At 37.0% G+C, this 20,414-nt stretch carries 20 protein-coding genes; 12 read left to right on the forward strand and 8 right to left on the reverse strand.

What is annotated here, in order from left to right; all coding sequences use genetic code 11:
• The first annotated feature begins 24 nt into the window (after nucleotides 1-24).
• The 7 genes from ACKWBX_RS05650 to pyrF all read left to right on the forward strand — a co-directional run bounded on the left by ACKWBX_RS05650 (nucleotide 25) and on the right by pyrF (nucleotide 5,546).
• The gene (locus tag ACKWBX_RS05650) at nucleotides 25-471 is read left to right on the forward strand and encodes a QcrA and Rieske domain-containing protein (protein WP_413967676.1); all 447 of its coding nucleotides are present in this window, start codon (nucleotides 25-27) and stop codon (nucleotides 469-471) included.
• A gap of 29 nt (nucleotides 472-500) precedes the next feature.
• Nucleotides 501-935: a thioredoxin family protein gene (locus tag ACKWBX_RS05655; RefSeq protein WP_413967677.1), complete on the forward strand. Its 435-nt coding sequence runs from the start codon at nucleotides 501-503 to the stop codon at nucleotides 933-935.
• A complete protein-coding gene (locus tag ACKWBX_RS05660; protein WP_413967678.1) occupies nucleotides 932-1,927 on the forward strand; it encodes an FAD:protein FMN transferase in 996 nt (331 codons plus the stop codon). Before ACKWBX_RS05655 ends, ACKWBX_RS05660 begins: the two co-directional genes overlap by 4 nt.
• A gap of 9 nt (nucleotides 1,928-1,936) precedes the next feature.
• On the forward strand, nucleotides 1,937-2,146 hold the full coding sequence (locus tag ACKWBX_RS05665; RefSeq protein ID WP_413967679.1) for a DUF4266 domain-containing protein: 210 nt from the start codon (nucleotides 1,937-1,939) through the stop codon (nucleotides 2,144-2,146).
• 68 nt (nucleotides 2,147-2,214) lie between these two features.
• Nucleotides 2,215-3,501, forward strand: coding sequence for a DUF3570 domain-containing protein (locus tag ACKWBX_RS05670; protein WP_413967680.1), 1,287 nt, complete (start codon nucleotides 2,215-2,217; stop codon nucleotides 3,499-3,501).
• A gap of 137 nt (nucleotides 3,502-3,638) precedes the next feature.
• On the forward strand, nucleotides 3,639-4,715 hold the full coding sequence (prfA, locus tag ACKWBX_RS05675; RefSeq protein ID WP_413967681.1) for a peptide chain release factor 1: 1,077 nt from the start codon (nucleotides 3,639-3,641) through the stop codon (nucleotides 4,713-4,715).
• Between the two features lie 9 nt (nucleotides 4,716-4,724).
• On the forward strand, nucleotides 4,725-5,546 hold the full coding sequence (gene pyrF, locus ACKWBX_RS05680) for an orotidine-5'-phosphate decarboxylase (protein WP_413967682.1): 822 nt from the start codon (nucleotides 4,725-4,727) through the stop codon (nucleotides 5,544-5,546).
• 6 nt (nucleotides 5,547-5,552) lie between these two features.
• Here the strand turns inward: pyrF and ACKWBX_RS05685 are convergent, their stop codons facing one another.
• Complete coding sequence (locus tag ACKWBX_RS05685; RefSeq protein ID WP_413967683.1) at nucleotides 5,553-5,747, reverse strand: SH3 domain-containing protein; 195 nt, start codon at nucleotides 5,745-5,747, stop codon at nucleotides 5,553-5,555.
• A 224-nt stretch (nucleotides 5,748-5,971) separates the two neighbouring features.
• Here ACKWBX_RS05685 and ACKWBX_RS05690 point away from each other — a divergent pair, with 224 nt between their 5' ends.
• Together ACKWBX_RS05690 and ACKWBX_RS05695 are read left to right on the forward strand one after the other, a co-directional pair.
• Nucleotides 5,972-6,754, forward strand: coding sequence for an alpha/beta fold hydrolase (locus tag ACKWBX_RS05690; protein WP_413967987.1), 783 nt, complete (start codon nucleotides 5,972-5,974; stop codon nucleotides 6,752-6,754).
• Between the two features lie 17 nt (nucleotides 6,755-6,771).
• On the forward strand, nucleotides 6,772-7,281 hold the full coding sequence (locus ACKWBX_RS05695) for a hypothetical protein (protein WP_413967684.1): 510 nt from the start codon (nucleotides 6,772-6,774) through the stop codon (nucleotides 7,279-7,281).
• 605 nt (nucleotides 7,282-7,886) lie between these two features.
• On the opposite strand, the gene ACKWBX_RS05700 is transcribed toward ACKWBX_RS05695, so the two are convergent.
• The 6 genes from ACKWBX_RS05700 to ACKWBX_RS05725 all read right to left on the reverse strand — a co-directional run bounded on the left by ACKWBX_RS05700 (nucleotide 7,887) and on the right by ACKWBX_RS05725 (nucleotide 16,838).
• Complete coding sequence (locus tag ACKWBX_RS05700; protein ID WP_413967685.1) at nucleotides 7,887-9,248, reverse strand: RagB/SusD family nutrient uptake outer membrane protein; 1,362 nt, start codon at nucleotides 9,246-9,248, stop codon at nucleotides 7,887-7,889.
• An 11-nt stretch (nucleotides 9,249-9,259) separates the two neighbouring features.
• Nucleotides 9,260-12,316, reverse strand: coding sequence for a SusC/RagA family TonB-linked outer membrane protein (locus ACKWBX_RS05705; protein ID WP_413967686.1), 3,057 nt, complete (start codon nucleotides 12,314-12,316; stop codon nucleotides 9,260-9,262).
• Nucleotides 12,317-12,946: 630 nt separating this feature from the next.
• Nucleotides 12,947-14,464 carry a helix-turn-helix domain-containing protein gene (locus tag ACKWBX_RS05710; protein ID WP_413967687.1) on the reverse strand — a complete coding sequence of 506 codons (1,518 nt, stop codon included), beginning with the start codon at nucleotides 14,462-14,464 and terminating at the stop codon, nucleotides 12,947-12,949.
• 305 nt (nucleotides 14,465-14,769) lie between these two features.
• The gene (locus tag ACKWBX_RS05715; RefSeq protein WP_413967688.1) at nucleotides 14,770-15,480 is read right to left on the reverse strand and encodes a DUF4197 domain-containing protein; all 711 of its coding nucleotides are present in this window, start codon (nucleotides 15,478-15,480) and stop codon (nucleotides 14,770-14,772) included.
• A gap of 30 nt (nucleotides 15,481-15,510) precedes the next feature.
• Nucleotides 15,511-16,362 (reverse strand): formyltetrahydrofolate deformylase, encoded by an 852-nt coding sequence (purU, locus tag ACKWBX_RS05720; protein WP_413967689.1) that lies wholly within the window; start codon nucleotides 16,360-16,362, stop codon nucleotides 15,511-15,513.
• A gap of 86 nt (nucleotides 16,363-16,448) precedes the next feature.
• Nucleotides 16,449-16,838, reverse strand: a complete 390-nt coding sequence (locus ACKWBX_RS05725; protein ID WP_413967690.1) for a hypothetical protein — start codon at nucleotides 16,836-16,838, stop codon at nucleotides 16,449-16,451.
• A 110-nt stretch (nucleotides 16,839-16,948) separates the two neighbouring features.
• Here ACKWBX_RS05725 and ACKWBX_RS05730 point away from each other — a divergent pair, with 110 nt between their 5' ends.
• On the forward strand, nucleotides 16,949-17,404 hold the full coding sequence (locus ACKWBX_RS05730; protein WP_413967691.1) for an Lrp/AsnC family transcriptional regulator: 456 nt from the start codon (nucleotides 16,949-16,951) through the stop codon (nucleotides 17,402-17,404).
• 112 nt (nucleotides 17,405-17,516) lie between these two features.
• Nucleotides 17,517-18,929, forward strand: a complete 1,413-nt coding sequence (locus ACKWBX_RS05735) for an alpha/beta hydrolase family protein (protein WP_413967692.1) — start codon at nucleotides 17,517-17,519, stop codon at nucleotides 18,927-18,929.
• Here the strand turns inward: ACKWBX_RS05735 and ACKWBX_RS05740 are convergent.
• Complete coding sequence (locus ACKWBX_RS05740; RefSeq protein ID WP_413967693.1) at nucleotides 18,916-19,650, reverse strand: DJ-1/PfpI family protein; 735 nt, start codon at nucleotides 19,648-19,650, stop codon at nucleotides 18,916-18,918. The two genes, ACKWBX_RS05735 and ACKWBX_RS05740, sit on opposite strands and share 14 nt — an antisense overlap.
• An 86-nt stretch (nucleotides 19,651-19,736) precedes the next feature.
• On the opposite strand from ACKWBX_RS05740, the gene ACKWBX_RS05745 reads away from it, so the two are divergent.
• Nucleotides 19,737-20,396 carry a DUF1684 domain-containing protein gene (locus tag ACKWBX_RS05745; protein WP_413967694.1) on the forward strand — a complete coding sequence of 220 codons (660 nt, stop codon included), beginning with the start codon at nucleotides 19,737-19,739 and terminating at the stop codon, nucleotides 20,394-20,396.
• The last annotated feature ends 18 nt before the right edge of the window (nucleotides 20,397-20,414 follow it).

The following is a 20,414-nucleotide window of genomic DNA, read 5'->3' on the forward strand; positions in this document are numbered from 1 at the left end:
GTTATTTAAATAAATAAACTTGTTATGGAAAGAAAGCAATTTTTGAAAAGCTTAGGCGCAGGAGCGGCCTTTGCGATTACCTTTCCTTGTCTTGGAGGTTGTTCTAAAGATGGTGATGAAATAGATGGTGATATCGTAAAACAGCCCACCGGTATTGACTTTACGATAGATTTAGATAGTGCCGAAGCTGCTAATTTGGCCAACGATGGAGGATTTATACTTAAAAACCTTGTTGTCGTTGCCAAAAATTTAGAAGGCGAATTTGTTGCGGCCACACAAGTGTGCAGTCATCAACAGTATGATCAAGTACGGTTCGTAAGTGAACAAGGTGGTATTTTTTATTGTGATGTGCATGGTTCAAGATTTGGTCAAGATGGAGCACCATTGAACAGTATATCCAACAGTACACCAAAGCCTATCAGAATTTATAATATAGAACAAGAAGGTAGAATGCTTCGCATTTTTGAATAGTTCTTTAAAGTACCCCTAAACCCTTATCCTTGAAAGCGCAATTTTCCATTTTATTTTTTCTTATATCCATTTTTGTATTTTCGCAGGAATGGGAGGAAACGTATGAGGCTGCCGAGGAAAAGTTGGAAGGTTCCGGTAAAAATTTGTTATTGGTTTTTTCTGGTTCTGATTGGTGTGCACCCTGTATTCGTATGGAGAGGCAATTTTTTGAAACAGCAGATTTTGAAGATTACGCCAATGAAAATCTAATCCTATATAAAGCGGATTTCCCACGGAAAAAGAAGAATCAACTTGCGCCGGATTTGGTCGAGACCAATAAAAAGCTTTCGGAGAAATTTAACCCGAAAAGTTATGTGCCCCTTGTTGTTCTTTTAAACAAAAAACAAGAAGTTCTAGGTGAATTTGGTTATCGGAACAAACCGCCAGCTTATTTTATTTCACTTTTAAATTCTTTTCAAAAGTGAAGCCCTTAATTACATCTATATTTTTTCTTCTATCTATCTTGGCAATAGGTCAAAGTCAAAATTACGTAACGCTCAAAAAAGAACTCAAATTGATGGGTAGTCAATTTGAGATTACAGTAGTTTCCGAAAATGAGGATTTAGGCTACATAAATATTCAGGAGGCCATAGGAGAAATCCAAAGAATTGAGAAGCTGATTTCCTCTTGGGACGAGGAGTCGGAAACGTATCAAATAAATAAATATGCGGGAGTAAAACCTGTAAAAATCTCCCAAGAACTTTTTAAATTGATAGAACGTTCCAAACAAATTTCTGAATTAACGGATGGGGCTTTTGACATTTCCCATGCTTCAATGGACAAAATTTGGAAATTCGATGGTTCAATGACCAATATGCCATCGAATGCCAAAATAAGAGCTTCCGTGGCTAAAGTGGGTTACAAAAAAATCATTTTGGATGCTACTGAAAGTACCGTATTTCTTGAAGAGAAAGGAATGAAAATTTCTTTTGGCGCCATTGGGAAAGGATATGCGGCCGATAAGGCAAAAGAACTTTTGGTTTCCAAACAGGTAGTTGCCGGAATCATTAATGCATCTGGAGATTTGACTACGTGGGGAACTAAAGCAAGCGGCGAAAAATGGCTCATCGGCATAGCCAATCCATTAAGCAAGGATAAAATTTTCTCTTGGCTTCCTATTTTGGAATCTTCCGTAGCTACTTCGGGCAATTATGAAAAATACGTTATCATCAACAATAAGAAATATACGCATATCATTGATCCGAGAACAGGGTACCCGTCTTCGGGAATAAACAGTGTTTCTGTTTTTGCAAAAAGTGCCGAACTGTGCGATGCCTTGGCTACGGCTATTTTTATAATGGGCAAAAATGCAGGGCTCTCACTTATAAATCAGTTGGGCGGTACCGAGGTTATTATCGTGGATAAGGATAATAAAATACATAAGAGCAGTGGAATTTTATTCGATAGTAATCCTTAAATTGGAGTTATGAAAAGTCTAATACTATTCTTCTTAGGTCTCTTATTGTGTACTTCATGTGTTGCCGTAAAAGAATATGACAAGGTTTATTTGAACGATGAGGAAATGCTACTTTCTGCAAGGGGAGCCGAACGTTTTGAGACTAATTTTCAGATATATAGAGAAGCTTCTGCGGGAGCCAACGGAGGCAAATCAGGAGGTGGTTGCGGTTGTAATTAATTTTGGCCTTTGTCCAAAATTACCCTGAGCTTAGTCAGTCTCTTTTAATATCTAATCTAACTGAACACATGTCCAAGGGACTTTCTTTATTTTTTTTCTGCTGTATTGTTTTTTGCTTGAAAGCACAGGATGCCGGCAGTACGGCTTACCAAAAAAGAGTGCTGGAAGCTGCGGAGATTGATTTGCTTTTTAGTTATTATGGTCAAAATGGTAACAATGCGGCCGTGACCGGTGGCGAAGGAACCGAAGAGTTGACGGATGCCACTTCTACAATCGTCGTAAAAATTCCTTTGAATCCTGACGATGTACTGACCGTGGATACCGGAATTTCAGCCTATACTTCTGCTTCAAGTAGTAATGTAAATCCTTTTGACGGGAATCCGGCCAACAATACCAGCCCATTTAGCGCTTCTTCGGGGGCTTCCCGGCAGGATGTTCTGGCCTATTTTAATCCATCTTATCAGCATAGTTCGGAAGATAGAAATTCAATCGTGAGTGCCAATGCCTATGTTTCTTCGGAGTATGATTATTTTTCCATAGGTTTTGGTGCGGGTTATACAAAATTGTTCAATGAAAAAAATACGGAAGTATCCATCAATGGGAATATTTTTTTGGACAAATGGAATCCACAATATCCCATTGAGTTAAGAAATGGATTTTTCGATAACAGAACCACCGGGAACGGAGTTTACTCGCCAAATTTTGTTCCTTTTGAAAATGAGAACCGGAACTCTTATTCCGTCTCATTGGCTTTGTCCCAAATATTGGGCAAAAGATTACAAGCTTCTGTTTTTATGGATTTAGTAAGTCAGCAAGGACTTTTAAGTACGCCTTTCCAAAGGGTTTATTTTGGGGATAGCGAAGATTTCTTTATTGAAGATTTTCAGTTGGCGGACGATGTGGAAAGACTGCCGGACAACAGGTTTAAAATCCCTGTTGGAGCGAGATTGAACTATTTTCTTTCGGATGCTTTTGTAGTCAGGTCTTATTATCGGTTTTATACTGATAATTGGGGAATCAATTCACACACCGCAAGCATAGAGGTTCCCATTAAAATCAACGATTCATTTACCATTTATCCAAATTATAGATATTATAACCAAACCGCCGCAGACTATTTTTTTGAAAAAGAAAACGCCTTATCTACGTTTGATTTCTATACTTCCGATTATGATTTATCCGCTTACAGTGCCAATCAAATTGGATTGGGTTTTCGTTATAAGGATATTTTTACCAAAGCAAGAATTTTTCTGTTCGGTTTAAAGGCGATAGATCTTCGTCTTAATTCGTACAACAGGAGCGATGGGTTAAATGCATTTATCGTTACGTTGGGAACTACTTTTGTGTTGGATTGACTTGAACGGGATTAGTTCAATTATTTGATTGGGCTTTGAGCACATCTCCTCAACTATTGTTTTGGTTTTTTGGACCAGTTTTCAAGATTTCAATCTTTATATTTATTGTAAATTCGCAAGACAAGTGAATAACCCATATGATAGATAAGTTAAACATTGTTAAGCAACGTTTTGATGAGGTTTCCGACCTGATTATCCAGCCGGATATCATTGCCGATCAGAAGCGATACGTGCAATTGACGAAAGAATATAGTGACCTAAAGGCATTGGTCGTTAAACGTGATGAGTACGTGGCGTTGACTAACAATATTTCCGAGGCGGAAGAAATAATTGCCGATGGTAGCGATGCGGAAATGTTGGAGATGGCAAAAATGCAGTTGGAAGAAGCTAAAAGCGCGCTTCCAAAATTGGAGGATGAAATCAAGTTTATGCTTATTCCAAAAGACCCTGAAGATGCCAAGGATGTTGTCGTGGAAATTAGAGCGGGTACAGGCGGTGACGAGGCCAGTATTTTTGCGGGCGACCTTTTCAGGATGTATACCAAATACTGTGAATCCAAAGGTTGGAAAACCAATGTAATCGATTTAAGCGAAGGCACCAGTGGAGGATATAAAGAAATTCAATTTGAAGTAAACGGTGCAGATGTTTATGGAACTTTAAAGTACGAGGCAGGTGTACACCGCGTGCAACGCGTTCCACAAACGGAAACACAGGGTAGGGTACATACCAGTGCCGCCACGGTAATGGTTTTGCCTGAGGCGGAAGATTTTGACGTGCAAATTGACCCAAAAGACGTTCGTATAGATTTTTTCTGTTCCTCGGGTCCCGGTGGACAATCCGTTAACACAACATATTCAGCAGTTCGTTTAACACATATCCCTACCGGATTGGTCGCGCAATGCCAAGATCAAAAATCACAACATAAAAATAAGGATAAGGCTTTCCGGGTTTTACGTTCTAGGCTATATGATTTGGAATTGGCCAAAAAACAGGAAGAGGATGCCGCCAAGAGAAATTCCCAAGTCAGTAGCGGTGATCGTTCCGCAAAAATTCGTACCTACAACTATGCACAGGGTAGGGTAACTGATCATAGAATCGGTCTAACTCTATATGATCTGCAAAATATAATCAACGGAGATATTCAGAAAATAGTTGATGAGCTTCGTGTTGTGGAGAATACGGAGAAATTAAAAGAGGCTTCCGAGATTTTTTAGTGATCGTATATGAAGATTGAAGATTTAATTGCCCAAATCCATGAAAAACAGTCATTCTTATGTATTGGTCTGGATACGGATTTAGAAAAGATTCCGTCTTTTTTACTAAAAGAAGAAGACGCCATTTTTGAATTCAATAAAAGTATTATTGATGCCACACACCATCTTTGTGTTGCCTATAAGCCAAATATCGCATTTTATGAGGCCTACGGAATAAAAGGGTGGAAGGCCCTGGAAAGGACCATTCGTTATCTCAACGAAAACTATCCGGAACTATTCACCATAGCGGACGCCAAACGGGGTGATATAGGAAATACTTCAACAAGATATGCAAAGGCATTTTTTGAAGATTTGGCTTTTGATTCCATCACCATAGCACCTTATATGGGAAAGGATTCCGTAGAGCCTTTCCTATCATTCCATCATAAACATACTATTTTGTTGGCATTGACCTCTAACGTGGGTGCCTATGATTTTCAAACTAAAAAAATAGAGGGTTCGGAACTGTACAAAGAGGTTCTTAAAACCTCATTGACCTACAAAGGTTCAGAAAACTTAATGTATGTTGTGGGAGCCACCAAAGCGGAATATTTATCCGAAATACGGACACTTGTTCCTGATAGCTTTTTGTTGGTGCCAGGTGTGGGAGCCCAAGGAGGTAGTTTACAAGAAGTTTGCAAATACGGCATCACAAAGGACGTAGGTCTACTTATAAACTCTTCCAGAGGAATTATATACGCTTCCAATGAAAAAGATTTTGCTTTGGCCGCCAAGAGCAAGGCCGAAGACATACAGCATCAAATGGCTGAAGAACTTAAAAAATTAGCCTAAGCCTACTTAAACTAGATTTTCAAGCGCTTTTTTTAACTTTTGCGCCTTAAGCTCAAAAAATTCACCTAATTGTGTGTTCGAGTATTTAATATTGGAAGCTTTATCCAAAAAATTCTGATACTGATATTCCAATACGGTGATAGCATCTGCATTCGCAGCCATTGGGGTCACGGTTCCTACTTTACAATATTGCTTTTCCATAGTAATAATTTGTTCTAACAAATATACGTTGAGAATCAAGATTTAGATGTTGCCTGATCAAGCTATACAACTAATAATCAGGTAATTTGTCTTTTTTTTAACAAAAACCTAATGAATCTTTTAAAAATGAGGGATATAGCGCTTAATTTTTAAGCAAATTGATTTAGAATTAGAAAAGATTCAATACATTGCTACTTGCTCTCAAAAAGAGTATAGAGAACACATTGCTAAACTATACCAAATACAAACATCCAAATGCTACATCTTGGGTTACTTTCGTGCATGGTGCCGGAGGTAGTTCCTCTATTTGGTTCAAACAAGTGCGGGAATTCAAAAAACACTTTAATGTGCTTTTGTTGGATTTGAGAGGACATGGCAATTCCAAACCCAACTTAAAAGATGCTTTTGACGAGCAGTATACCTTTGACTCCATAACCAATGATATCGTTGAGGTCATTGATTTTGAGAAAATCGAAAAATCCCATTTTATCGGTATATCCCTAGGAACTATCTTGATTAGGAATTTAGCGGAAAAATATCCCGAAAGAGTGGAAAGTATGATCATGGGCGGTGCTATCATGAAATTGAACCTACGTTCCCAGATTTTAATGCGGCTCGGGGTTTTCCTCAAATCTATGGTGCCATATCTGTGGTTATATAAGTTTTTTGCATTTGTTATCATGCCGAACAGAAATCATAGGGAATCTAGATTGTTGTTTGTAAGGGAAGCCAAAAAGCTATATCAAAAAGAGTTTATACGTTGGTTTAAACTAACCTCTGAAATAAATCCATTGCTTCGGTTTTTTAGGGCGGCCGATATCAAAATACCCACATTATATGTAATGGGCGAAGAAGATTATCTATTTCTCCCTACGATAAAGAAAGTAGCGGACGCCCACGAATACTCCAATTTATTTATCATTGAAAATTGTGGTCATGTTGTAAATGTAGAAGAGCCTAAACTTTTCAATAATATGGTCATCGGCTATTTAAACGGAATGAAATAACATCAAGTCTCAACAACATGCGATATCGAATTTTAGCAGTACTGCTATTAATTATCGGACACTCTGTTTCCGCTCAGAGTGACAATTGTCCTTGTTGCACTGAAAACCATGGCTCCTTTGACTTTTGGTTGGGTACTTGGGAAGTCACCAATGCAAATGGTACAAAAGCGGGGAACAATACCATTACCAAACTACAGCAAGGTTGTATCTTAAAAGAGGAGTGGATAGGTATTGACGGAAAAAACACGGGTACTAGTTTAAACTTCTTCAATCTTAAAACTAAGCAATGGGAGCAATTGTGGGTAGATAACTCAGGAACACACTTGAAGCTAAAAGGTAATAGATCGGGGAATCAAATGATATTGACCTCTGATTCTTTTGAACATAAAGATGGAAACATGTACGTTGATAGAATTACTTGGACCAATAATCCCGATGGTACCGTACGCCAACTTTGGGAAGTTTTACAAGGGGAAAAAGTTGTTTCAGTCGCTTTTGATGGACTCTATAAAAGAGTGAAAGAGTAGTGGAGATAGTAATTGCAGCCCTGAGAGGTATTTATTGATAGCTAATTCAAATAACCACTCTAAAAATAAGACAGAAGTTCTTTTTTTGAAGATTGTCTCAGAGCTGCCTCATAATTACTATTGATTAGATTATTTATTCAAAGAAAGATATGTGCGCCTATATAACGGGTAATACCTATAAACATTTCCTTTTCCGATGATTGTTTACTGAATATTTACGTAAAACGACTGTGTTTTATCAGAATTATCTGGTATTACGTATTTAATTTCAATATAATAAAGGTCAGTCGTGAAGTAGATACCTTTTTATTGTTTACAAAATTGATCCACAATTTATTGGTGATAAAATTAATGTCCGTTCGAGCGTAGTCTAAAACTATTTATCTGTAAAAAGGGTATTTGCTTTAGTATATCTTGGACTTAGCTGCAAGACTCAACCTAACGCTTACCAGAAATGATAAACTTTATTAAGTAGTTACCTGTTGACCCCTATGATTTAAAATTAAATCTCATTGAATAATTGAATTTGGAGAGTACACATATTGTCCCATAAAAAAAGACCGAATGAAGGAACATTCGGTCTTTAGTATTTGGTTTAGCTATACTTAACCACCGTATCCTGGGTTCTGCATCATTAGCTTATTGGTGTCCATCTCTGATTGTGGAATTGGAAATACCAATAAAGGATCATTGTAAGGTAGGTCATCAACATTCCTTTCGGTTCTTTTGATGTCATGAATCAAGAAGCCTTCAAAAGCAAGTTCCAGTTGTCTTTCATTGAAAATCAACTCCTCCGTAAGAGGGCCTGCCAATGGCGCAGCTAAGGAACGGGCTCTTAATGCATTAATTTCGGTCAATGGATCCAAACCAATGGATGTTCCTTCCCTAAAATTACTCTCCAATCGTATCAAATGCATTTCCGCTATTCTGAATGTGGGTATATTTCCAAATTGATTAGTGTATTTTAAAGTAAGTCTACTTTCGTTAACCGGGTTGATATAATTGAAACTAGCTCTTACATCGTTTTCATCATCAAACAAGGCCAAATACCCATCTTCAATAGCAATGTCATCTCCTCTTCCTCCGTCATCTTCAGAGGCATAATGTACTACAAGGTCGTTAAAGCCTGTTTGGCTCGTGACTTGGAATGCAAAAATATCTTCAACACTATCGGTATCATTGTTAAAAGCCTGTCTAAACTCATCATTTAGCGCATGGCCACTATTGGTCAATACATCGTCTGCCGCATCCCTGGCATTGGCATAGTCGCCTTGTTGAAAGTAAACCCTTGCAAGTAACGCCTGTGCTGCATATCTATCAGCATAAAAACCATTGGAAGCCGGTAGAATATCGTAAGCTCTAGCAGCATCTGACAGTATAAGGTCATATACCTCCTGAACGGTATTTCTGGCCGCATCTAAGGGTACTAGATAATCAATAATCCCAGTATTTCTGATTGGAACGCCCGGTTGATCGTTGATTTCCCCAAATTCATAGGGCAATCCAAAGTTCCTGACCAAATCAAAATAGAACAAGGCTCTGAGAAATCTGGCTTCCCCTTCAATTCTATCTCGCTCTGCTTCGCTACTGGTCACCAAATCCAAACGTTCAAGGATTAGATTGGTTTGATTTATACCTTCGTAGGCATTTCCCCAAACATCCCTAACCCATACATTATCTACCAAAAAGTTTTTGGAAAAAGCCTGCCTAGGCTGTACAAAAGTACCGTTCCAGATTACCTGATCCGTGGTGCCAAGGAGATCTACCAATATCTGTAATTGACCTCCGTAAGAATCATCTTGACCGGCTTCCTCATATACACCTACCAATACGCTCACAATATTTTCTTCTGTTGCAAGAGCATTTTCACCGGGTAAGTTATCTATTGGGTCAAATTCAAGCTCGCTTTCACATGCAAAAGCGGCAAAGACTAAAAATGCAATTACTATTTTCTTATATATTTTCATCTTTATGCTTTTTAAAAGTTAATGTTAAGACCAATGGTTACTGTTTTGGCAGGAGGAGCGGAATAAAACGCAATACCCGGTTGTGCAGGACCATTTACATCTATTGTGGATTCAGGATCCCATCCTTGCTCAAAGTTGGTAAACGTAAGCAAGTTTAATCCTGAGACGTAAACCCTAACACTGGAAAGTCCGGTTTTTGCAATGGATTCTCCCGGGATAGTATAGCCTAGTGAAATATTTCGTAGACGTATAAAATCCGCATTATCCAAATAACGGGTTGATCTAGCCGTCCCGTTGGCATCAAACAACCTGGCTTGTGGAACATCTGTTATATCACCTGGCTGTTGCCATCTGTTTAATTGATCTCTTGTTTGGTTATCAAAAAAGTCCCCGTTGGCAGATTCAAAGCGACCGGCATCATTGAAGATACTGGCACCCCATTGTCCCTGAAAAGTAAACGTGAAATCAATATTTTTATAGTTGATGTTACTTGTAAGTCCTGCGGTCCATTCTGGATATGGATTTCCTGCCACAATTCTTTGTGCCTCGTTTGGATTGTTGGTAGTTGTTTTATCCAATGTACCATCCGCATTTTCCGTGTTTAAAAAATACAATGCATCTCCGTTATCGGGATCAACGCCTGCATATTCTATCATATAAAAGGAATTCAGGTTTTCACCTACCCTTAGGATATTTCGTCCTGTTATCACATCGGCATTGTCATTTGCAAGTGCCGTTACTTCATTTTCATTTTTGGCGATGTTGAAATTGGTGGTCCATGTAAAGTTTTCAGTACTCACATTCCTAGTGTTCAAAACAAATTCAACCCCTTTGTTTACAAGCGTACCTGCATTGGTGTTTACCGTTGCGGCACCTGCACTTCCGGGCAAGGGCAGTGCAAATAGCAAGTTGTCCGTTTCTTTATTGTAGTAATCAATTTCACCGGAAATTGCATTGTCAAAGAAACCAAACTCTAGACCAATATCAGTTTGAACGGATTTCTCCCAAGTAAGCTCATTATTTCCGGGTTGTAAGGGAGCTAAACCACCCTGCTTGTTATAGGAAGCACTGGTAAACAAATATCTTGAAGGATAATCCCCAATTTCAGCATTTCCCAATTGTCCCCAACTGGCTCTTAGTTTTAAGAACGAAAGCGTTTCGGATTTGTTAAGGAAATTTTCTTCCGATAATACCCAACCCGCGGAGAATGAAGGAAAAGTACCGAACCTTACGTTGCTACCAAATCTGGACGAACCGTCCCTTCTAACACTTGCCTTAAAAAGATATTTATTGTCAAAAGAGTATGTGGCCCTGGCAAAATAGGAAAGAAAAGTACTTCTTCTCTGTATTCCCGTACCGGAAGTTACTTCTGCTCCGCTACTTACTACCGGGATGGCATCACTCGGGAACAGAATACTGGTAACACTGCCTATTCTTCGGTTTATTTTATTGAATTCCGTACCAAGGACAAAGTTAACATCATGATTTTCATTAAATGTTTTATCAAATGTGAGATAATTACTAAAGATGTAATTCTCAGAATAAATATCCGTTGCGATAGCTTGACCACTAGTTGACTGGAACAGTGCATTAAGCCCATCATAGTCATCCTCCGTTTGTGAAAAGAAATCATAGGCGAAATCAGAATTTATTTTAAGATAATCGGTGAACTTAAATTCACCATAAGCTTTCCCGGTAAGTCTTCTTATAATCGTTTTGAAGAAAGCATTGTCCAAATCGAATAAAAAGTTTCCATACTGCGTACTGGAATTAGGAGTTCCGTCTGGTAGGCGTGTCAATGCCAAGGGAGATTGCGCTATGGCCTGTAAAGGAGTTGAAAAGGCATTATCATTTGAAATACGGTCTATTTCCGCTCTGGAAAAACTTAAGTTCATTCCGGCCTTGAATCTATCCGTCAGCTGATGGCTTAAATTAATTCTTGCCGAAGCTTTTTCCAGTTCATTTCCTCTAATAATACCTGTAGAATTATTATAAGCTCCGGAAAAGAAATAAGATGTTTTGGCATCTGCTCCGGAAACGGAAAAATCTGCGTCCGTTTGGTAACCGTCTTGAAAGGACTCATCTTGCCAATTCGTATCTACCTCACCGGTTCTCCAATCCGTATCGCCAGCATATCTGTCAAATCTAGCTTCCACGAATGCTTGTCCTTCATCCGGAGTGAAAAACGGAGAGTTCCTACCTGCCTCGGTAAACAATTCTACGTATTCCGCCGCATTTAGATATTCTCTTCTGTTTGTAGGTTGGGAAAAACCTTGCGCCAGATTTATGGAGAAACTTGCTTTGCCCTGTTTTCCTCTTTTTGTAGTAATTATGACAACCCCATTGGCACCTCTGGCACCATAAATTGCAGCCGAAGATGCATCTTTTAAAATATCTATGGATTCAATCTCGTTCGCACTTAAAGTTAACAACGGATTTGTTGGTGCCCCGTTACCAGTGGCGTTATTTGCGGCCCCTGGTAGAAATACATCATTATCGCTCAATGGATCCAGTAGCGGAATCCCATCTACAACATACAAAGGCTGGGAATCACCACTGATACTGGCCGCACCCCTAACTCTAATGTTTATACCACCTTCAACTTTTCCATTGGTCTGTGTAATCTGTACCCCTGCAGCTTTACCTACCAACGCGTTTTGAAAGTTTGGATTTTGTACCTCCTTGATATCGTCCGAGGTTAGTTTCGCAACATTGTCCGTAAGGTTTCGCTTGCTTTGTGTTCCATAACCTACTACAATTACTTCCTCTAGTTGTGAAGCGTCCTCTTGCATGGTTACATTGATGATCGAGGTATTTTCTACCTTACGCTCAACTGTTTTTAGCCCTAAATAGGAAAATACCAATGTTTGCCCTTCCGAGACTTGAATGGCATAGTTTCCATCAAAATCTGTCTGAATTCCCTGAGTTGTTCCTTTGACCAAAATATTTACTCCGGGTAAAGGACCTGTTTCATCCGTAACGGTACCTGTTACTGTTTTTTCTTGTGCAAATGCCCCACAAATACCAATTAAGAAGAACATTAACAACCAAGTACATTTTTTTTTCATACGTTAAATTTTAAATGAGTTAGTTATGAAATTATGCATGTAAATAACAACTCCAAAACAGTTTAATTGTTTGAGTTTTAATAATTACGTGGTAAACGAAGTTTATAATTATTTGAAAATTATAATTGTTAAAGAGTTGTTTTACATTAGCTATGTTAATACAAAGTTAATAATTCCTGTTTAAGGGTATGTGTTCTTTTAGAGGAAAAGGGAAATACTTATAAACGTTTACTTATCCGAAGAAAGTTTACGCCTATTTTACCTTTTGTAACAATTCTGGGTAATGGCGTTATATTTTTGATTTATCTTAAATCGGCATTCAGAATTAAAAAAAACAAAAAATAGAGAAGCGGAAATTCATAATCAGTCAAAATAGGAATAGTCTAAATTGATTTAGAGTGGGGCGATTCCTTAAAAGTTCTAAAATGTAAATTGCAGCCCTGAAGTGGTCTGATGACTAATTCAAACGAAACTCTAACAATCAAAATGAAGGATTTAATTGAAGAAAATTTTTTTCAGAGCTGCTTTTACACTAGAAATGTATAAGCCAAAATAACATGCTCTTATTGTAAACTTGGGAAGAGCTTATAAACGTTTACGCTGCCGATAAATGATTACGTGATATTACCGTTAGATGTTCAAGGAGATTTTTTGATATTCGCTGGGCGTAATTTGCGTATCTTTTTTAAAAGCTTTGTTGAACGTAACTTTATTGTTGTAACCCACTTCATAGGCAACATCTATGATATTTAAATTTCTTTGATTGTCCTTTTCAAAGATTTCTTTGGCTTCCCTAATTCTATATTTGTTCACCAACTCGTGAAAGTTCATGTTAAAATGTTCGTTGATGACCTGTGAAGCATTATGTCTAGTGGTGTTCAGGCGAGTTGCCAATTTCTCTAGATTAATGTCGTTTTCTTTATAAATTTTTTCTTCGTCAAATAGATGTATCAAATTGTTTTTCAATTCTTGGGATAAACTGGATGTTAAACCAGATTTTTCATATTTGAAGAAAAGTTTGTCAAAACTAACGGAGCCGTTGAAAACGCTTGGTTGCACATTGGCACTATATCCTATATACATAACCATAAGTGCCATGCAAATAACTTGGGAATGGTATAAATATCCAGAAATAACATTGTTGCTGATTAAAATGCCATAGCCTGCATAACAGATAATGTATGTTATATGGATAATATAAATATTGCGTTGCCAAATTCTATTTTCTTTGCTAAGCCCCTCTTTTTTGTTTTTGGAGGCAATGTATAATTTCCTAATAAAAAATCCGTATGCGACCAAAGAGATGAATTTTAAGCTGACCAATAGAATGATATCTGGAGAATCACCGGGATTATGTCCGTTTTCTATTCTATTCAGCATGAGCTCCAATTTATCACTCGCAGGAAGTGCATAAACGGGGAAGTAGTATATAATGTAGAGTGCAGTGGGTATTAAGTGAATTAAGTCTTTTGCCTTAAACTTATAGCGTTGCGTAATTCTTTTAAAATAGAAATATAGTAACGGTCCATACAAAAAGGAAAAACCGGTAGACATTAAATAGGTATGTGGAAACTGATATTGATAATTTGTAATATTCAGGCAAATGTGAAGAATAAAGAAAGAGTGGATAAAAATAAAACTACTTATCAATATTCTTGCGACTAAATCGACCTTCTTGTTAAAATGGATTACCAATGCAACATAAAAGCCTATTAAGGCTACGTACAAATACATAAAAGACCACAGGCTAAATTTTGGAACATACTTTTTTGTTATCGCTTCAAACTGCGGAGTAGATCTAATGCCATCAAACCAAGAATCTGCCAAAACATCCGTATTGAAATCTAGATTTAGATATTCCTCGATATATTGTATACTTTTTATAGGTCTTTTTAATGCAGAATAGCTCTGCGCTACTTTTTTAAATACATAAGGATTAGGATTTTCCTTGTTCTGTAAGATGCGTTGGTATGTAGCAATGGCTTGTTCGTATTTCCCTACTTCAAACAAATCATCAGCAAGTTCCAAGTTATTATTATCATATAGTAACAACTTGTTTTTAATATTCTTTGAATCAGACTCAAAAGAATATGAAAAAGGCGATGACGCAAGAAGTAAGAACGTGATGAAGATTCTTAGATTTCTCATTAGGTTTTGATTGATGAATTAGCTCTACCGTTAAATTACTTATAAAAAGCTATGACAAATCTTAACAAACTCTTAAAACAGTAAGCCCCGATAATAATTTACCTTATTGATAGTCCGGTTTTATTCCAGAAAAGCAAAGTTAAGGCACAAAAAAACCGATGCTCCCACCGGTTTTTTTAAAACTAACTAACTAACTCAAAAATTACTAACTCAAAATTTTGACTAATATCTTGAAACGGAGATATTTGATGTTTAAAATTTTAACGTAGAATATGATGTAATATTGTTAAAGCCGTAAAAGAAATTTAATCTTGAAGTGAAAATACTTTTCGCAATAAATCCGTGGTTCTAGAAGAAACTTTTGTTCTTATTTCACGTTCTTCTACCGCAATCATCGTATATACACCATTAAGTGCCTCACCGGTAACATAATCGGTCAAATCTGGGTTTACATCGGCAGTCAATGGGATGGCATTGTACCTATTAATAAGGGAAGTCCAAATCTTATCTGCGCCCACTTTTTCAAACGAAGACTGTATTACCGGATTAAACTTGTCATAAAGCTGTGTTCGAGTGGTTTTTACCAAATAATCGGTTGCTGCGCTATCATTCCCTAACAATATGGTTTTGGCATCATTAAACGTCATGCCCTTTATGGCATTGACAAATATTGGCGTGGCCTCCGAGACGGCATCTTCCGCAGCTCTGTTCAACACTCTTAGACCCTCATCGGCCAGGTTTCCCAAACCAATGTCCCGTAATGTATTGTCAACCTTTTGCAGTTCTTCGGGCAAAAGAATCTTAACTAGCTGGTTTTTATAAAAACCGTCGGTTTTGGTCAATTTGCTAACTTGTTTTTCAATTCCTTTATCAAGGGCGGCTTTTAGTCCGTTGGCTATTTCTTCATTTCCAAGTGTTGTGCCGCTAGGTAGTTGGTTCACTACTTGCTGTAGTTCCGTACAGGATGTTGCTATAAGTATTAAAAATATGGCACTGACTTTTTTTATTATTTCCATTTTTCGTTCCGTTATCCGTTTATATTGTCTTTACGAGAAAATAACTGTTTTATTGTTGTAGACCATCGTTTTTCGCAATAGGTGCAATTTAATTGCCCTGGAAAGTACTATTTTTTCTAAATCCCTTCCTTTACTTATAAAATCGCTTATGGAATGTGTATGGGAAACTGTGGTCACATCTTGCTCGATAATGGGCCCTGCATCCAGTTTTTCCGTTACATAATGGCTTGTGGCACCAATAATCTTGACCCCTCTATCAAAAGCGGCATGGTACGGCTTTGCTCCTGCAAAAGCCGGGAGAAATGAGTGGTGTATGTTTATAATTTTATTGGGGAATTCATTGATTAGACTGCCACTAATAATTTGCATATAACGGGCCAGAACAATAAAATCTACTTCATGTTGTTTTAAAAGCTTCAATTGTTCTTGTTCTGCCTCTTTTCGTATTTCTTTCGTAAACGGAATATAATAATACGGAATTTCAAATTGATCTGCGATATATTTTAAATCGGGATGATTACTTAAAACAAAGGGTATCTCTACGTTCAATTCTCCAGAATTAAATCGGCTTAAAATATCATAAAGACAATGATTGTACTTGGAAACAAAAAGTGCCATTTTTGGTTTCCGATTGTCCATATGAAGGCTCCACTGCATTTGATATGTATCGGCTATGTTAATTTGGAATTTGTCCTTAAAAACTTCCGAATTGAATTTTTCCAAGTCAAACTCGCTTTCCAAACGCATAAAGAATACATTGGCGGATAAATCAACATGCTGGTCTAGATATATGATGTTACCTTTTTCCGAATGAACAAAATTGGTAACTGAACTGATAATGCCCGGTTGGTCGGGACAATTGATGAGGATGGTTGTTTTCAAGTTGATGTTTTTGCTACATCAAAAGTAAAACTTTAAAAAATAAAGGAAATAAAAGATTATGCTTTAAGCAAAATAGATTCAGGAGTTTAGCTGATGGAAAGTTTCCATTTTTTGTAGTGACCGCTAAAACTTTTTATTTCCCTGCGTAATAGGTTTAAATATTCTATTTCCTGAATACCATCTTTTTCCAAACCGCGGCAATAAGAGTTTATATTTCTGATCATAATATTGATGAACGAAATCTGACGCCTACGAAATACATTTGACTTTGAAAATTCTACCTCTGCAATTTTTTGAGGAATAAGAATGGCATCTGTCAATAGCGAATTTGCCATAATGTCCCTTAAGCTGTTGGATTCATAGAGCTTAAGCAAATCTTTGTTCAACGATACATAGGAAGCAATTTCCCTGCTCATTACGCAAAGCTCCAATGCTTTTCTATATACAGGAATATTTCTAAGATTCTTAGCGGACATTTTCACAGCTTAATACCATAAAGTTAGTATGTATTCAGCATAGTTTGCTTTTGATTCAAAGGATATTGTCTAAATTTACTTTAGAATATTAATTTTAATAAAAAAATAATTTGGATATTAAGATAGATGAGTTAAACTGGAAAATATTGAACCAATTACAAGGCAATGCGAGGACCTCTTTTGCTGATATTGGTCGCGCTATTGGCCTTACGGCACCTGCAGTGGCCGAGCGTGTCAAGAAGATGGAAGATGCCGGTGTGCTCATGGGGTATACGGCCATGGTCTCACATGCTTTGACCGGACATCAATTAAAGGCCATGGTTACTTTAAGGGCCTTCATGGGGAAATTGAAACCATTTCTTGCTACGGTAGATGCTTTTGATGAGGTCGTGAATTGCTACAGGATTACCGGGAATGAAAATATAGTGATGGAAGTGGTCTTGAAAGACCAATTCCATTTGGAAAAATTTATAGACAAATTAATCCAATATGGAGAAACACGAACGAATATTGTTTTATCACACATCATAAAAAATGCTCCTATTTATAAAGTTAAAAGTATATAAATTCTTTTCATTGAAAACGGATATAACGTATATTTCTATCGTTTCACGAGTGTTAAACAATATTCTGCAAATAAGAAGAATAATTTGGCCAGATTTTTGATGTCCTTTAAAAATGAGAAAAACCATACCCTTTCTGTTGTTAATCCTTCCTTTGATTACTTTGGCCCAAGAACTTCGATTGGCTAAAGGTGGTATTACGGACAATTTGATCGTCAACGATTCTTTAAAGGAAACTATGGCCGTTTACTTGCCCAGTAATTTTAAAACCTCCGCCTCTTGGCCGGTGCTTTTTGTTTTGGATATGGATGGGAAAGCAAAAGATGCACTGTCCGATTTTAAAATTGCCGCGGAGAACGAAGGATATATACTTGCGAGCTCCAACAACTTAAGAGATACACTTAAGCTGTCCCAAAATATATTGGTTGCCAATAGAATGTTCAATGCCGTGACAGACATTCTACCTATAGAAAGAGGACGTACTTATTTGGCAGGGTTCAATGGTGGTGCGAGATTTGCCACTGTCGTTCCCACTTTTGTGAATAAGATTACGGGCGTAATTTCGTATGGGGCATCCATTGGAAATCTAGAAGTACTCAATTCCAAAAAACCGTTTCATTACATTGGTATAGTTGATAGGGAGGATTTTAATTATACGGAATCCATTGATGTTCAAAAAGCACTTGATAGATTAAGGTTTCCGAATCAACTTATTGTTTTTGATGGTGAGGGAAATAACTCGACTACTAAAAACCTAACAACTGCATTGCGAATATTTACACTAAGTGCTATGGCAAAAGGGATTGTAGCGAAAGATGAAACTTTTATAGATTCGTCCTATAACGAGTTTTTGACGGAGGCAAATTCACTGTTCACTAAAAAGAAGCCTTTATTGTCCAATTATCTATTATCAAATATGATTCGGGCCTATAATCCTTTACGAAATATAGATTCCATAAAGACTACACAGAAGTCACTAAAAAGAAGTAAATCCTTCAGGGAAAATAATAGGGCAAAAAACAATTATTTTTTAAAGGAGTCTTTTACTAAAGATGATTATGATTACTATTTAGAGGAAGATGTACTTACATATAATTATAACAATTTAGGGTGGTGGAACTACCAAATGACCGAACTTGAAAAAATTGAAAAGAGCAACAATCCTTTTGAACAAAGAATGGGGAAAAGGTTGCGAAGTTATTTAAACGCCTTGATAGAAGATACGATTGACTTGATATCTGCTGAAAAAACTGTAGATGTAGAAGCTTTGAATTTTTTGCATCAATTGAAAACCATTACGGAACCTTTAAACTATGATTATTATTTAAAGATTATTTCAAATAGTTCAAAAATCGAGGATTTTGGTACGGCATTGTTTTATTTGGAAGAATTATTAAAAAAGGGGTATAAGGATATGGAAGAGTTATATGCCTTGGATCACACGGCATTATTTAGGATTACGCCCGAATTTAATGAAGTTGTTGAAAAATATTTGAAAGAAGCACGGTATGAACTCAATGAAGAATAAGGTGTGGTACTTCTTTTAAATCCCAATCAATGACCAAACCTTTTGCGAGGGATTTTGCAATTGCTTCGCCATATAAAACTTCGCAAAGGTATAACGCCGCTTCAAAGCTTTTTGCCCCGCCGGCCGATGTTATATATATTCCATCATGAACAAATAAAACACTATCACGAATGTCCAATTCCGGGAACATTTTTCTATAGGCGGCAATATCGCTTGGAAAAGTGGTAGAGGCTACCTTATCAAGAATTCCTGTCTTTGCCAAAACAAAGGCTCCGTCGCAATGGCTGGTAATGTATGCAGCCTCTTTGTCTACTTTTTTTATAAAATTGAGCATTATGGTATCTTTTAAATCGGTGTCTAAGTGATGTTCCGCACTGGGAACGACCAAAATATCGATTTGCGGAAGAGAATCTTTGGTATAATCGTAATCGGGCAAAATTCTTAATCCCTCAAAAGAAGTAATGGGTTTTAGGGTATTTGCCACGGTAAATGTATTCATTGCCTTTATATTTTTTCGGTATATGGTATGTTGAAAAATATCATAGGGCGCGGTAAATTCCGTATTATAAACACCGTCCATGATTAGAAAAGCAACATTATACCTGTTGGTTTCTAGTTTTGGAAATATTCTTTTTTCGGCACTTAAATCTTTAGCCGTGTGAGGCTCTTTGCAATTTAGAAATACAAACAATAACGGTAACAGTGTGAAAAGTCTATTCATAATGGGCTATTATAAAGTGCAAAGTACAATGAAAAGGGAAAGTTGAAAAGTGGTTAAGTTGTATTTTTGGAATAAAGTTTTTTAAAATGAAATTTTTTAAGCGAATCTTAATTATCGGGTTTCTAGTTTTCAATGCATGTAAGGGCGAAAAAAAATACCATGACTTAAAAAGCGAAACGATTCCGATTGTAAAAGACAACAGAATAAGCGATATAATCGCTTTTCAAGAAAAATTAAGCGAAGAGTTCAAGGATCCGGACATTTCTCCTTTACCGGACAGGTACCGAAAGAATTTTGAAAGTTTGGATTTTTTTGTTCCCGATACCAATTATGTCGTAAAAGCAAAATTTGTGAGAACTCCCGAGGCTGTTCCTTTTTTTATGCCTACCACCACTGACAGAAAATCTAAAGAAGTAGTTTTTGGTAAAGCTTATTTTCAATTGAACGGAAAAAAATTCAGTTTGGAAATCTATCAAAATCCAGAACTGATACTTGAAGAAGAATATAAAGATTATCTCTTCCTTCCTTTTACGGATAATACCAATGGAGAAGAAACGTATGGTGGTGGCCGTTACTTGGATTTAACTATTCCAGACAGTGATACAATTGTTTTGGATTTCAACAAGGCATATAATCCTTATTGTGTTTACAATAAAAAATACTCTTGTCCTTTAGTGCCTTCGGTAAATCATTTGAATACCAAAATTATGGCCGGAGTTAAAGCTTTTAAAAAAGATTATAATTAAAGAGCCCGGCAAATTTGC

The organism is Maribacter algae, assembly GCF_047345745.1.
GTDB lineage: Bacteria > Bacteroidota > Bacteroidia > Flavobacteriales > Flavobacteriaceae > Maribacter.